Source organism: Bradyrhizobium sp. 482_C4_N1_8 (assembly GCF_052075965.1).
Lineage (GTDB): Bacteria > Pseudomonadota > Alphaproteobacteria > Rhizobiales > Xanthobacteraceae > Bradyrhizobium > Bradyrhizobium barranii.
Genome location: NZ_CP197231.1, coordinates 1,586,609 through 1,599,489 on the forward strand (window position 1 = coordinate 1,586,609; position 12,881 = coordinate 1,599,489).

The window sequence follows — 12,881 nt, forward strand, 5'->3', positions numbered from 1 at the left end:
GAGCCGATCATCGGTTCGAAGCGACCGCGCTCCGTCCATAGTAGGGCATGCTGCGATACTCGTAGCATCGGCGATTCGAGGCACTATGGCATCACTCGGGCTTCTTCTGCCCCAGTGCGCGATAGATGGTGTTTCTTGAGACGCCGAGGCGTCGCGCGGTTTCGCTGACGTTTCCGGCGGTCTCGGCATACACCACAAGGATTCGCGCGCGGTGGATGTCGTGGAGCGATCCGGACTCCGCTCCGGGGTGTTGAACGATGCTCTCCGCGCTGGCTTCGCTGATAGAGCCGTCCGCAGCGGCAAGGGTGAATCGCGCCAGGACGTTGCGGAGCTCGCGGACGTTGCCAGGCCAGGGACGTGCGGCGAGATGCGCAATGTCCGTCCGCGTGATTTCGCAATTCGGGTCGATCGCATTGAGCAGATGGCGAACGATGGCATCAAAGTCGTTGCGATCCCGGAGCGGTGGCAGGTTGACCTCGAGCGTATTGAGACGATAGAGCAGGTCGGATCGGAACCGGGCTTCGGCGATGGCCTTGTCCAACCTGGCATTGGTGGCGGAGATGAGAAAGACATCGACCTTCGATCTGACGCCGCCGACGGGGCGCACGGTCCAGTCGTCGAGCAGGCGCAGAAGCACCGCCTGCAGCGCGACGGGCATGTCGCCGATCTCGTCAAGGAACAGCGTGCCGCCGTCGGCCTCCTTGACCAGTCCAATCGCGCCGCCGCGCCGCGCCCCGGTGAATGCTCCGGCGGCATAGCCAAACAGCTCGCTCTCGATCAGACTTTCCGGCAGGGCGGCGCAATTCACTGGAACGAACGCGCCGGTCCGCCCACTCGCCATATGGGCGTGGCGGGCAAGCTGTTCCTTGCCGGTTCCGGTCTCGCCTCGGATGAGGATGGGCATCTTGCGTGCTGCCGCGGTCTCGACTTGACGGACGATGGCTCGGACCGCGGGGTCGTCCGCAACGAAGCCGGCGGCCATGCTCTGAAGAGACCGTGGTTCCGGCTTTGAATCCTTTCGGGCAGATGATGAGCTCGCGGTCTCGCGACCGTCAGATTCGGATCTCGATTTATGGACGTCGCGATGCGTGGTCAACTGCCGTCGTCGCGCATGCAGCACCACGATGGCGCCGATGCCGGAGCGTTCGTTCTCGACGAAGTTGAAGCTCGCGTTCGGAAGCAGCTCCTTCAACCTGCTCGGCCACTCATCGAAGGGAACCGTCTTCAAAAAGCGGGTTGGCGCGTCGTTGTAAATGCCGTGGCGATCATGCTGGAGTGCGTTCAGAGCACGCTCGGTGGCGTGGAGGATCGTGCCACGACGATCGAGCACGATGCATTCATCGTTCGCCCATTGCGATCTCCTGCCGAGAAAGCGGCACAGCAACTCCTCGTGTTCCTGTCGGACCGATTGGGCCAGAACGCTTTCCACGTGATGGCCGACCGCGACGGCCAAAGCCAGGCTCTGCGGATTGAAGGTGCTTGCAGGACCCGAGATGTCGACCACGCCAAGCAGTTCGCCATCGGTCGGGTCATGAACCGGGACGGCAGCGCAAGTCCACCGCTGCACCTCCGAGCAGAAATGCTCTGTACCGTGAATTTGGACAGGTTTCGATTCCGCTATCGCGGCGCCAATCGCGTTGGTGCCGATGTCGGCCTCGCTCCAGCGTCCTCCGTGTTCGAGATGGACTGCGCGGCCGGCGTCGATGACCCTGTCGTCGCCCTGCGTATCGATGATCAGCCCACTCGGATCGGTGAGGATCATGATTGAGTTTGCATCGCGCAGAAATGTTTTTGAGTTCTCGAGAGCGCAGCGGGCGGCATGACGGAGCGAGGCGTATTTGGAGCGATGACGAAACAACTCGGCGTCCGCGACCAGCGGCGCTCGCGCACGGTCGACGGTGACGTGATGGTTCCTGGATCGCTGCCACGACGCTGCGACCGATGATCTCAAGTCGGATGACAACGCTCCGCGCTCGACGAACTTCTCCCACGCCGCCAGCACTTCTCGTTGGTCCATCCCGGCTCCTCCGACGTGAAAGGTGCTGGACCCGCTCATGACGGGCCCTGCGATCATTCACCTGAATGCGGGGGAGTGCCTGCCGCAACTGCCGGTTCGCTCACGTAAAGTCCGACGGTAAGACCCTTCCCGGCCGCCGTGACGGCCGTCTGAATCGGATTCCATATCCGTCGCACCCGCCGTGAAGACGACCGCGCCTTCCGATCAAGCAACCCCTTCAGCGTTCCACGTCCCGAACGTCCCAGGCCTTTCTCTCAAGCCCGTTGACCGGATCAGCCTATACATTTTGAATGGTTCTAGCAAAGGTAGCGATCGAAGTTCCGCTGGGCCGCGGCTCGATCTGTTCGAAAGTCCGGGCTAGGCGCGCTGTAGTGCGGCGCAGCATCAGGGAATTGGGCGGCGCGCGCTAGTATCTTCGGTCATCCGCATGGGCCGCAGCTATGGACATCGGGGTGATTCACTTCCTGAAGAACGTGATGATGGCGGGCGGACTGCTCCAGATCGCGGCTTTCGGTGCGGGCGCTCTCAGCATCGACAACCGCGCGAAGAATACGGCGCCCTACACCGAAGCCGCCGTCACCAGCTAGGCTGAATTCGAATTCCGCAAGGCTGTTGAAAAACCCCAGTGGTCTCAATGACTGCTGGGGCTTCATTTTGCAGACGGTCGGAACCGCTTGGTTCCGCGAGCTCAAATCACCGGGGTTTAGGGGCCGATCCAGACGGTCATGCCCGGCTCAAGGCCTGCTAACTCTCCCTTCGGGTCGAGGCGCAGGCGAAGCGTGTTGCGGTCGTGATCGCCGATGACCCGCTCAGCTTGCCAGGTGGCAAACGTTCCGAGCGGCCGCAGCTCGGTGATGACCGCCTTGGTCGCGCCATTAGCGCCGTTCCGCATCACGTTCGCTGTTTCTCCCATCGCGAGACGATCGAGATGATCCTCGCGCACGTTGAACGAGAGCCATTGCCTGCCCGCGGCCTCGACCATCAGGATCGGTTGGCCCGCGCGAACATTTTCGCCGACCTCGGCGGCGATGACGCTGACCACGCCGTCGGCCGGCGCGCGCAACACCATCTTGTCGAGGCGGCGCTCGAGCACGGTGACCGCGGAGGCCGCAGCCTGCACCTGAGCGTCGGCGACCGCGCGCTCTTCCCGGGTCGGTCCCGCCACGGCCGCATCGTAATTGGCCTGGGCCTCCGCCACGCCGGCACGCGCGCTTGCAACGTCATTCTCGGCCTGGTCGAGCGACTGTTGGGATTCGAAGCTCTGGCGCGCCAGCGTGCTGGTCCGTGTGAGCTGAGCCTGCACGTAGTCGAGGCGGGCGCCGGCCTTGGCGATGGCGGCTTTCAGCGAATCGACCTGTTCGCGGCGCACGCCGGCATAGACGTTGTTGCGGCTTGCGACGGCGGACGCGAGCACGGCACGCGCCTGGTCCGCCTGCGCCGTCAACTCCACCGCCGAGAGCCGCGCCACGACGTCGGCGGCCTTCACAGAGGCACCCTTCTCGACCGCAATCGAGACCAGCTGGCCGTTGACCTCCGGCTCGACCCTGATCTCGGTCGCGCGCACGACGCCGACGATGGCGGCGGGCGGTGCCGCGTGGCGCATGACATAGAGCAGCGCGCCCGCCGCGACCAGCGCGAGCGGAATCGCGACGAAGGCGGCAGGTCTAAGGTTGGACATGTCCCTGTCTCCTCCTGACGGCAAATGCCGAGATCACCGCGAGCGCGAAGTAGCCGAGCGCCAGGCACCACAATGCGAGCCAGTCATGCGCAACCTCCCAGATACCGGCGCCGAGCTGGTTGACGCGCACGAGGCCGTCGATCGCGGAGTCGGCCGGGAATAACCGGCCGAACGCAAGGGCCACGTCCGGAATTGCTTCGCGCGGCCACGCGAAGCCGGCCATGAAGAACTGCGGCAGGCTCGTCGCCAGCAGCAGGATGGTTGCGTTCTCCGGCCGCGTGAACCAGGCCCCGACAGCCTGCCCCATGAAGCTCGTTGCCAGCAGAAAGACACTCGCGAGCGCGAGGATCTGCGGAAGATGGCCGAGTGTCGAAAAACCGTAGATCCGCGGCAGCACGATGAGATAGAGCGCGAGCGCAGGAAGGTAGACGGTCAGATGCGCGATGCCGCGGCCGAGCACGCCGGCAAAGGCTGCGCCTCCGCTCGCCAGCGCGGTGCCGGTCAGCATCGCTGCGCCGATCAGCAGGGTCTGCTGCAGGATCAGGATGAACGCCGCCGGAACGACGTAGCTCGCATAGCCGCCCACCGGGTTGAAGATCGGCTGCAGCAACACGTCGGCCGGGCTCGACGTCGCGAGCTTCGCCTTGACGAGGCTGCCATCCGAGCGCGCGCCGCGCGAAACCAGCTCGGACGTCAAGGTTCCGATGGCGGTGGCGACCCCGCTGGCGCTCGATCTGAAGATGAACAGATAGGTTGCGTCCGCATAGACGGGTATGTGGGCGGTGATGCCCTTGAGCACGTCGCGTTCGGTGTCGGGTGGAATCTCGACGGCGGCAAAGGCCTGCCCGCGATCGATCGCGCTGTGCGCCTCGGCGAGCGTTCGGGCGCGAACCGTCACGCTTAATGCGCCGCTCGCGTCCAGCGTCTCGACGATCTGCCGGCTGAGATTGCTGAGATCGTTATCGACGACCGCAATCGGAAGCTTGCGAAGGATCTGGTTCAGATAGGGCTGCGGATAGTAGATGCCGTAGACCAGGGGAGCGAGAAACAGCAGAGCGAAGGCGCCCCGCGTTCCCAGCACGCGCCGCCACTCCGCCACGAAGGCGCCGCCGACGCCGCGCGGTGTGGAGATGACCTCGTGTGGCTCGGCAGGCCGCGCTGTTGCGAACCAGCCCTTGCGGGTGACGTTCGCCATGCACATCCACGCCAGGCCGGCAAAGACCAGCGCCAGGCCGGCAAGTGCAGCGAAGGGAATAGCGGAATCCGCGACCGGCAATCCCCGCGCGGCTTGTCCCAGCAGGACGGCCATGTACCAGCGAAGCGGCAGGATCGCGCTCCATGTCTGCGCAAAGGCATTCATGCCGATGGTGGGAAAGCCGACGCCGGCATAGCCGAATGCGGGCGAGGCAATGAGGCCCGCAAGCCCGAGTCCGGTGGCGAGATCGCCGACCAGAAGCTGGAGCAGGGCGCCGAGCGACAGATAGGCGATGATCAGCAGCGAGGCCGCAGCGATCATCAACGGCAAGTCGCCCTTGAAGGGAATCTCCAGCACACCCTCCAGGAACAGCGGCTCGGCCAGCATGATCAAAATGAAGATGCAGAACAGCGGCGCGAGCTTGCCGGCCAGCGCGACAAGCGGATCGCCGCCGGCGCTTTCGAGCCACGCCCGCGCGTCGCGGCGGCGGAATTCGGAGCCGACGGAATAGCCGGCGGCAAGGGTAATCACCACATGGATGATGGTCGGCAGCAGCGCGCGCAGCAGGAACTGCGCGTAGTTCTTCTGCGGATTGACGAGCGCCATGGTCTCCGCCTTGAGCGCTCCCAGGGACGCTGGCGCAGGTGCCGCGCGACTGGCGGGAGCGGCCACCGCTGCCGCTGCGGAAAGTGAATCGCTCAGACCCGAGGATGCGATCCCGGAAGGAGTCAAAAACTGCTGGTTATAAAATCCGACGATCTGCGGGCGGCGCGCGGCCTTCAGGTCGCGCTCGAAATCCGGCGGGACGTAGACGGCCGAAATCGACTTGCCGGAGCGTATGTCCTGCACGGCCGTGGACAGCGTGCCGGAGCGGTCGACGATCTTCAGGCTTGGCGACGCCGCAATGTATTCCACCAGGGCGCGCGACGCGTCCGACTTGTCCTCGTCGACTACAGTCACGCCGAGCCCGCGGATGACCGGATGGCTAAAGACCGTGGTGAGAACCACGAACGCGAACAGCGGCACGCCGAAGATCAGGAGCAGCGCCACGCGATCGTGAAACAGCCAGCGGCACTCGCGCCGCGCGACCAGCAGAAATCCGGGCTTGGGCGCCGGCCTCATGGCCGTGACCGCCAATCCAGATAGGCGCTCATTCCCGGTCGCAGCTCGGGCACCGGTTGCACCGGATAGGCACGGATCGAAAACGTCCGCAGGTCGAAATCACCCGAAGCACGCGTGGCCCGCCAGCTTGCATATTCGCCCTTGGTCGCGATGAGCTTGACCTCGACTGTCACCGAGCGGTCGCCGAGGGCGGGAATGCGGACATCGAAGCGATCGCCGACCTTGAGGCCTTTGACGAGATCCTCTCGCAGATCGAAATGCACCCAGAGGTCCGCGAGATTGATCAAGGTGACGAGCGGGACGCCCGGCGAGACGTATTCGCCGGGTTCCACATTACGCTGATAGATCTGCGAGGCTACGGGCGCATAAACCACGAGCTGGTCGATGATCGACTGGACACTCTGGATATCGGCACTGGCCTTTTCGACATTGGTATTGGCAATGGCCCGCTCCTCCTTGGTGTAGCCATTGACCGCCTGCTCATAGGCCGATTTGGCCTGGTCGACGGCGCGCTCGCTTTCGTGCAGCGCATCGGTGGCCTGATCGAGGCGGGCTTGCGGCGCGTTGCCTTGCTCGGTCAAGGTGTGTGTGCGGTCAAACGTCTTCTGTGCCAGCACCAGCGCCGCCTGGGCGCGCTCCATCTCCGCCTTCCGTGCCGCGATCACTTCCACCCGCGTTCCGACGAGTACGTTGGCAAGCTGGGCGTCCGCAACGGCCTTGGCCGCCTTCATCTGGTCGTGTTTGGCCAGCGTTTCCGGATTGTCGATCTGGACCAGCACCGCGCCCGCAGCGACGTTCTGGCCGCGCTCGACGGGAATCTTGCCGACCCGTCCGTCCACGCGCGCCGCGATATCGAGCCGCGTTGCATCGACCTCGCCCTGAACCAGCAAGGGTTCGGGTCGTAAGAGATAGAAGGCGGAAAGCGCGACGACGGCAGCCGCAACGACACCGACGATGATGGAAGGAGTACGTGTTGGGTTGCGCGTGGTTTTCGCCTGTTCGTTAGCCGGCTCGTCGGGTGTGTTTTGAATGTCCTTGTCAGAGCTCGGCGCGTCCATGCCTGACTCCCTTTCTCGTGACGGGATGGCCCACTCTATTCGGTTGCCAGGCCCAGTCGCAATCGCGAAGCGGTGCGGTACTTTCAATACTCCGCGACGTGCCGGCGGCCATCTTATTCGGATTGCTCGTCGGGCAAAACACCCGTCACCCCGTCAACCCCTTGTTGCGGCTTCGCGCGGGCCGCTCTGTCCATCCTCCGAATCGCTCTCCGGCTCCCGGATCAGCACCACCGGTTCGTCATAGCCTTTGCGGCTGCTGTAGAACACCAGCGCCATCAGGCCGACGCCGACAACCAGCGAGAACACCACGCCGAGCACCAGCGCGACATAGCCGGACGCCGGCACGCTGGTATCCGTGCTGGTCCAGCCGAGATAGCCGAGAACACTCGCGGCGACGAGCATGGCGCACAACGCCGCGATGACCAGCCATCTGGCGAGCTTGCCGTCTTGCGCCTTGGGCGGCGCCGGTTGCCCGCTGGTCACGTTCATGAACCTCTCCTCGCGCGGCCGTCGCGGCGCGCTTACGGTGCGGTGGCCTTGGCCGCGATGGCATGCAGTGCGGCGGTCATCGCGCCGATGGCGGTTTTGGCCGGCTCGCCGACGCCGTGACGGCCGGCGAGATAGGCCGGATCGTTGTAGGACAGCCAGGTCGCGCCTTGCTCGTCCTGCCAGACCAGCGCCTTCAGCGGCAGGTCGATGCCGACGGTCTGCGCCTGCTGCATCAACGGCGTGCCGCCCTTGGCGTTGCCGAAGATGAGGAGATCGGTCGGCCGCAGAGTCATGCCGACGGCGGCAGCGCCCGCGGCGTGATCGACATGGGCAAACACGGTGAGGCCTTTGGCCTTCACCTCGGTCTCGAGCCGCGTCATCGTGTCCTGCGGGCCAAAATTGCTCTTGATGGTGATAAGTCCGTCTGTAGCCATTGCCTGCGTCTCCCAGAAACATGTCGCGACCAGCGCGGAGATCCGGATCAGTGTGAAGAGCCTCATGATGTCAGGCTCACTTCTTGCGGAATAATCGCGCCGGGTCGAATTCCGGCTCCGGAATGAAGCCGTCGCGATTGGGCATCCTGATTTTCGGCAAGGACTCCTTGTCGACCTTGCCGTCGGCGGGAACGATGCCGTTGAGGCTCAATATGTAGGCGGTGACGGCATAGGTCTCGTCGGTGCTGAGCGAGCCCGGCGTCGGATACGGCATCGCGCGATGAATGTAGTCGAACAGGGTCGTCGCATAGGGCCAGAAGCTGCCCACGGTCTTGACCGGCATGTTGGAGGCGAGCGTGCCCTGTCCGCCGGCGAGACGATCCTTGATGCCGCCCTGGCCGTTGTCGCCATGACAGGCCGCGCAATTGTCGGCAAAGATCTGCTTGCCTTGCACCGCCGTGCCGCTGCCGTCGGGCAGGCCCTTGCCGTCGGGGCCGACGTCGATGTCCCATAGCTTGATTTCCTGCGGCGTTGCCGGACGGCCGAAATCGAACGCCAGCGCGGGCGCGGCGAACAGGCCGGCGGCGAGGATGCCGGCGAGAAACAGCTTGTCATGCGAGAACATTGCGGACCCTCCCGGCTTCGTCGATGCTCCAGGTCTGCTGGGCGTTGTAGTGAAACAGCGCGTTGGTCCCCATCGCGGCGATGAAGGACTGCCGGTCCGGCTGAACGTTGCCCTGGTCGTCGGTCGAGCGGCTCACGATTTTTGTCGGCTTGCCGTCCCAGACCCAATCCATCTGGAAGCGCACCTGCGCCTTGGACAGCACCGGCTCGCTCAATTGCGCGGGTTTCCACGTCTTGGCGCCGTCAGTGGAGATCTCGACCTTGGCGATCTTGCCATGACCGCTCCAGGCAAGACCCGAGATGCGGTTATAGCCCGGCTGGATCTGCATCATGCCCGATGGTTGCGTGATGACGGAGTTGGTTTCCATCCGCAGCTGAAACTGCCGCGCCTTGCCGTTGGCCAGCAGCTGGGTGTAGCGCGCCGTCTCCCAGCGCGTCATCCAGGGCTCGCTGCCGAACTTGAGGCGGCGCAGCCATTTGATGTTGAGGTTGCCTTCGAAGCCCGGCATCACCAGCCGCATCGGAAAGCCGTGCGCGGGCCGCAGCGGCTCGCCGTTCTGGCCGTAGGCGACGAAAGCCTCGTTCACGATCTCGTCGGTGAGGGGAATGCTGCGATCGACACCCGCGCCGTCGCCGCCCTCCGCCAGCATCCAGTTCGAACCCTTGTCCTTGGCGACGAGGTCGATCAGGAATTTGAGCGGAACGCCGGTCCATTCATTGGTGCTGACGAGGCCATGCGTGTTCTGCACCGTCACGTCAGGATCGGCTTTTTTCCAGTTCTCCCAGCCGTTGCCGGTGCATTCGATGAACACGACGCGCGTCACCGACGGCATCCGCTTCAGATCCTCGACGCTGAACACCAGCGGCTTGCCGACCATGCCGTGGATCAGCAGCCTGTGCTGGGCAGGATCGATATCGGGCACGCCGGAATGGCTGCGCTCGTAATGCAGGTCCGTCGGCGTGATGTTGCCTACCAGTTTCTGATGCGGGGTCTTGGAATTGATGGCATCGCCGGGATCGACGTTGCGCTTGCCCGGCGTGGCCTCGGGGATGCGATCGAGTTTTGCAAACCGGGAGCGTTCGCTGTGCGCGCTCAGATCAGCGCCGGGCCCGCGATCGGGGACGTCGGCGAGCGTCTCGGCGCCCGCCGCCTCGGACGCCACCGCGCCAAGGATGCCCGCCGACAGGCCTCCCACGAAGCCGCGGCGCGACACATTCGCAGGCCGTGGCAACAACTCAACTGGCGTCTTGGACGTCATATGATCTCCCCGTGATGACCGTGTTTTTGGAAATCCCTGCCGCCTTCATGCCGTGACATTACCGAACACCGTGAGGATTGCTCGTTAGGATGTGTTAAAAGCCATGAGTACTGGTCCACTCATGCGCGGGACGGCCCTCTTGTATGGTAGATGCGCTTGGCTGTTCCATGGAATGGCCGGGCGGCTCGGAGACATGTCCGGGCGGATCAAGGGGAGAGGGATGTCGGAGGCGGACGCGGCGGAATTGTTGAAGGCGATGGTGCCGCTGTTCAGGATCCGTCCAATATTCGAGGATTCCTGCAAATTTGGCGGCAGCTGGGAGTCGCTACACGCGCCGAACGGCAAGGGGTGGGCGCAGTTCCACATGGTCACGCGCGGCGCTTGCGTGGTCGAGCGGCCGGGCCTGGGCCCGCAGCGGCTGGAAGCCGGCGACATCCTTCTCCTGCCGCATGGCGACAGTCACGCGGTTCGAAGCCGGACGGGCGGCGCTGTCAGGCGTGTTACGACCGAGGTCCGCAATGGCGTCCGCCAGCGCGCGACGGTCGAGGCCGAGGTCGATACCGAACTGCTGTGCGGCCGTTTCCTGTTCGAAACGTCGGATGATAATCCGTTGATCGCCGCGCTTCCCGACGAGATCATCCTGCGCACAGCGGAGGAGCCGCTGCTGGAACGGTTTCGGCGCCTGCTGATCGACATCCGAGAGGAACTGGACGCTGGACGGGTTGGATCGGAAGTGGTCGCGGCCGACCTCGCGAGGGCGTTGTTCGTGATGATGCTCCGCGACCATCTTTCGGACGATGCCTCCGGGAACGGGACGGTGTCGCTGTTGCGCGACCGCGTGACGGCCCGTGTGGTGTCGGCGATCCTCAACGATCTCGCCCGGGACTGGACGCTCGACGACATGGCGGCGGTGGCGATCGCCTCGCGCGCGACGCTGGTGCGCGCTTTTCAAAAGCGCGCGGGGGTCGCGCCCATGACGTTCCTGTCCGATTTGCGATTGACGGTCGCGCGCAAGCGGCTGGCCGGCACCTCCGATCCGATCGCGAAGATCGCCGGCGAGGTCGGCTATGCGTCCGAAGGCGCGCTGAGCAAAGCCATCATGCGCAGATACGGCATGCGACCCGGCGCCTTGAGGGAGCCGGGTCCTCGCGCGCCGGTCGTCAGACCCGATACCAGCTCCCCAAATTCCAGGTCGTGACGTCCCAGCCCGAGATGTCGGCCATGAGGTTATTGACGCCGGCGCCGACGATGTTGCGGGAGAGCAGCGGCACCAGAATATTGGCTTCGCAGAAGATCTCGTTGACCTTGATCAGGAGCGCGGCGCGCTTGACCGGATCGAGCTCCTGCTGCGCGGTCTTGTAGGCCTTGTCGGCCTCGGGATCGGACCAGCGCGAGATGTTGCGGCCGAGCCACTTGTTCTCCTTGTTGGCGATCTCCCAGGAGACGCACTGGTTCAAGAACCGCTCCGGATCGGGCTGCGGCTGCGTCGTGTTGTACATCTCCATGTCGCAATAGAGTTTCGAGTAGGTGTCGGGGTTGCCGACATCAGACGAGAAGAACACCGATGCGGTCACCGACTTCAGCTCGATGTCGATACCGGCCTTCTGGCAGGCCTGCTTGATGATGGCCTGCGTCTTCTGGCGCGGGCCGTTGATCGAGGTCTGGAAGACGTATTTGAGCTTCTTGCCGTCCTTCTCGCGGATGCCGTCCGCGCCCCGCTTCCAGCCGGCCTCGTCGAGGATTTTGTTCGCCTTGTCGACGTCGAATGCGTAGGTCAGCTTGCCCGACTTGAACTGCTGGGGCTGGTTGACGAAGCTTGCCGTGGCGATGCCGCCGCGGCCGTAGATGAATTTCTGGATCGCCTCGCGATCGATCAGGAGGTTGAACGCCTGGCGGACGACCGGATCGGACAGCGTCGGGTGCTTGGTCTTGACGCTGGAGCGCTCGCCGTCGACCTCGGTCCAGGGGTCCGTCGTGTTGAGGATGATGAACTCGACGTTGCCGGACGGCGTGATGTCGACCCTGCCTTTGCCGCTGGCCTCCATGCGCTTGAGGACCTCCTCCTCCACCAGCAGGTTCCAGGCATAGTCGTACTCGCCGGTCTGGAGCACGGTGCGCGCCGCGGAGACCGCGTCGCCGCCGCCCTTGACCTCGAGCGTGTCGAAATGCGGCTGGTTCTTGACGTGATAGTCGGGGTTGCGTTCGGCCCGGATCAGGTCGCCCGGCTTGAACTCGACGAATTTGTACGGGCCGGTGCCGACCGGCTTCAGATTGCCCGGCGCCTCGCGCGATTTCGCGCCGGCATAGTCGCCGAAATGGTGCTTCGGCAGGATCTGGCCGACCGAGCCGACGAAGGGGTCGGCCCAAAACGGGGTCGGGGCCTTGAACAGCACCTTGACGGTGTGGTCGTCGATCTTCTCGACGGTGATGTCCTTGTAGGATCCCGTGCTGTAGGCGGCGGTCGCGAGGTCCGCCGCATAGGTCCAGGTGAAGACGACGTCGTCGGCGGTGAAGGGCTTGCCGTCATGCCACTTCACGCCCTGCTTCAGCTTCCAGATAACGCTCATGCCGTCGGCCGCGAGGCTGCCGTTCGCCTTGGTCGGAATCTCGGCGGCGAGGCAGGGGATGAGGTTGCCGTCCTTGTCCCAACCGGCCAGCGGCTCGAAGAAGATGCGCGAGGCGATCTGATCCTTGGTGCCGATGGCGAAATGCGGATTGAGCAGGGTGGGGGCCTGCCACAGCAGGATCTTGAGCGGGCCGCCGCCGCCGGCCTTGGTCGGCTTGTATGGCAGCGTGGCATCCGCCATCGCGACGTCGTTCCAGAGCAGGATCTGGCTCGCGACCGGCGCGGCGATCCCGGCCGCAGCCATGGTCCGGATGAACGAGCGTCGCGACAGCGTGCCTTGCTTCACCTCCGCGATGGACTTGCGTATCTCGTCTTCGTTCATCGAATGACCCCCACCTCGAAGAAAAATCGTCTTCGGCACCCCATCATGTTGCATCAT

11 protein-coding genes are annotated in these 12,881 nt (G+C 64.4%); 2 read left to right on the forward strand and 9 right to left on the reverse strand.

What is annotated here, in order from left to right; translation table 11 throughout:
• Nucleotides 1-91: 91 nt before the first annotated feature.
• Nucleotides 92-2,017, reverse strand: a complete 1,926-nt coding sequence (locus tag AB7Z56_RS07460) for a sigma-54-dependent Fis family transcriptional regulator (RefSeq protein WP_063981236.1) — start codon at nucleotides 2,015-2,017, stop codon at nucleotides 92-94.
• Nucleotides 2,018-2,457: 440 nt separating this feature from the next.
• On the opposite strand from AB7Z56_RS07460, the gene AB7Z56_RS07465 reads away from it, so the two are divergent.
• Nucleotides 2,458-2,604 (forward strand): hypothetical protein, encoded by a 147-nt coding sequence (locus AB7Z56_RS07465; RefSeq protein WP_187388109.1) that lies wholly within the window; start codon nucleotides 2,458-2,460, stop codon nucleotides 2,602-2,604.
• 116 nt (nucleotides 2,605-2,720) lie between these two features.
• On the opposite strand, the gene AB7Z56_RS07470 is transcribed toward AB7Z56_RS07465, so the two are convergent.
• The 7 genes from AB7Z56_RS07470 to soxC form a co-directional block, all read right to left on the reverse strand.
• The gene (locus AB7Z56_RS07470) at nucleotides 2,721-3,695 is read right to left on the reverse strand and encodes an HlyD family secretion protein (protein ID WP_063981237.1); all 975 of its coding nucleotides are present in this window, start codon (nucleotides 3,693-3,695) and stop codon (nucleotides 2,721-2,723) included.
• Complete coding sequence (locus AB7Z56_RS07475; protein WP_354265729.1) at nucleotides 3,682-6,012, reverse strand: ABC transporter permease; 2,331 nt, start codon at nucleotides 6,010-6,012, stop codon at nucleotides 3,682-3,684. Before AB7Z56_RS07475 ends, AB7Z56_RS07470 begins: the two co-directional genes overlap by 14 nt.
• A complete protein-coding gene (locus AB7Z56_RS07480) occupies nucleotides 6,009-7,070 on the reverse strand; it encodes an HlyD family secretion protein (protein WP_283017535.1) in 1,062 nt (353 codons plus the stop codon). Before AB7Z56_RS07480 ends, AB7Z56_RS07475 begins: the two co-directional genes overlap by 4 nt.
• A gap of 153 nt (nucleotides 7,071-7,223) precedes the next feature.
• Complete coding sequence (locus tag AB7Z56_RS07485) at nucleotides 7,224-7,559, reverse strand: hypothetical protein (RefSeq protein WP_063981240.1); 336 nt, start codon at nucleotides 7,557-7,559, stop codon at nucleotides 7,224-7,226.
• Nucleotides 7,560-7,591: 32 nt separating this feature from the next.
• Nucleotides 7,592-8,059 (reverse strand): DUF302 domain-containing protein, encoded by a 468-nt coding sequence (locus AB7Z56_RS07490; RefSeq protein ID WP_063981241.1) that lies wholly within the window; start codon nucleotides 8,057-8,059, stop codon nucleotides 7,592-7,594.
• A gap of 10 nt (nucleotides 8,060-8,069) precedes the next feature.
• Nucleotides 8,070-8,618 (reverse strand): c-type cytochrome, encoded by a 549-nt coding sequence (locus AB7Z56_RS07495; RefSeq protein ID WP_063981242.1) that lies wholly within the window; start codon nucleotides 8,616-8,618, stop codon nucleotides 8,070-8,072.
• Complete coding sequence (gene soxC / locus AB7Z56_RS07500; RefSeq protein ID WP_063981243.1) at nucleotides 8,605-9,876, reverse strand: sulfite dehydrogenase; 1,272 nt, start codon at nucleotides 9,874-9,876, stop codon at nucleotides 8,605-8,607. Before soxC ends, AB7Z56_RS07495 begins: the two co-directional genes overlap by 14 nt.
• Nucleotides 9,877-10,096: 220 nt before the next feature.
• Here soxC and AB7Z56_RS07505 point away from each other — a divergent pair, with 220 nt between their 5' ends.
• Nucleotides 10,097-11,074 (forward strand): AraC family transcriptional regulator, encoded by a 978-nt coding sequence (locus AB7Z56_RS07505; RefSeq protein WP_187387931.1) that lies wholly within the window; start codon nucleotides 10,097-10,099, stop codon nucleotides 11,072-11,074.
• Here AB7Z56_RS07505 and AB7Z56_RS07510 read toward each other — a convergent pair.
• Nucleotides 11,037-12,824, reverse strand: coding sequence for a peptide ABC transporter substrate-binding protein (locus tag AB7Z56_RS07510; protein WP_063981245.1), 1,788 nt, complete (start codon nucleotides 12,822-12,824; stop codon nucleotides 11,037-11,039). The genes AB7Z56_RS07505 and AB7Z56_RS07510 overlap by 38 nt on opposite strands.
• Nucleotides 12,825-12,881 lie beyond the last annotated feature (57 nt).

Bases quoted from the DNA above. Each gene is read 5' to 3' on its own strand.
- AB7Z56_RS07495 (WP_063981242.1), bottom strand. From the start codon at position 8,618: ATGTTCTCGCATGACAAGCTGTTTCTCGCCGGCATCCTCGCCGCCGGC.
- AB7Z56_RS07465 (WP_187388109.1), top strand. From the start codon at position 2,458: ATGGACATCGGGGTGATTCACTTCCTGAAGAACGTGATGATGGCGGGC.
- AB7Z56_RS07490 (WP_063981241.1), bottom strand. From the start codon at position 8,059: ATGAGGCTCTTCACACTGATCCGGATCTCCGCGCTGGTCGCGACATGT.
- AB7Z56_RS07480 (WP_283017535.1), bottom strand. From the start codon at position 7,070: ATGGACGCGCCGAGCTCTGACAAGGACATTCAAAACACACCCGACGAG.
- soxC (WP_063981243.1), bottom strand. From the start codon at position 9,876: ATGACGTCCAAGACGCCAGTTGAGTTGTTGCCACGGCCTGCGAATGTG.
- AB7Z56_RS07460 (WP_063981236.1), bottom strand. From the start codon at position 2,017: ATGGACCAACGAGAAGTGCTGGCGGCGTGGGAGAAGTTCGTCGAGCGC.
- AB7Z56_RS07470 (WP_063981237.1), bottom strand. From the start codon at position 3,695: ATGTCCAACCTTAGACCTGCCGCCTTCGTCGCGATTCCGCTCGCGCTG.
- AB7Z56_RS07505 (WP_187387931.1), top strand. From the start codon at position 10,097: ATGTCGGAGGCGGACGCGGCGGAATTGTTGAAGGCGATGGTGCCGCTG.
- AB7Z56_RS07510 (WP_063981245.1), bottom strand. From the start codon at position 12,824: ATGAACGAAGACGAGATACGCAAGTCCATCGCGGAGGTGAAGCAAGGC.
- AB7Z56_RS07485 (WP_063981240.1), bottom strand. From the start codon at position 7,559: ATGAACGTGACCAGCGGGCAACCGGCGCCGCCCAAGGCGCAAGACGGC.
- AB7Z56_RS07475 (WP_354265729.1), bottom strand. From the start codon at position 6,012: ATGAGGCCGGCGCCCAAGCCCGGATTTCTGCTGGTCGCGCGGCGCGAG.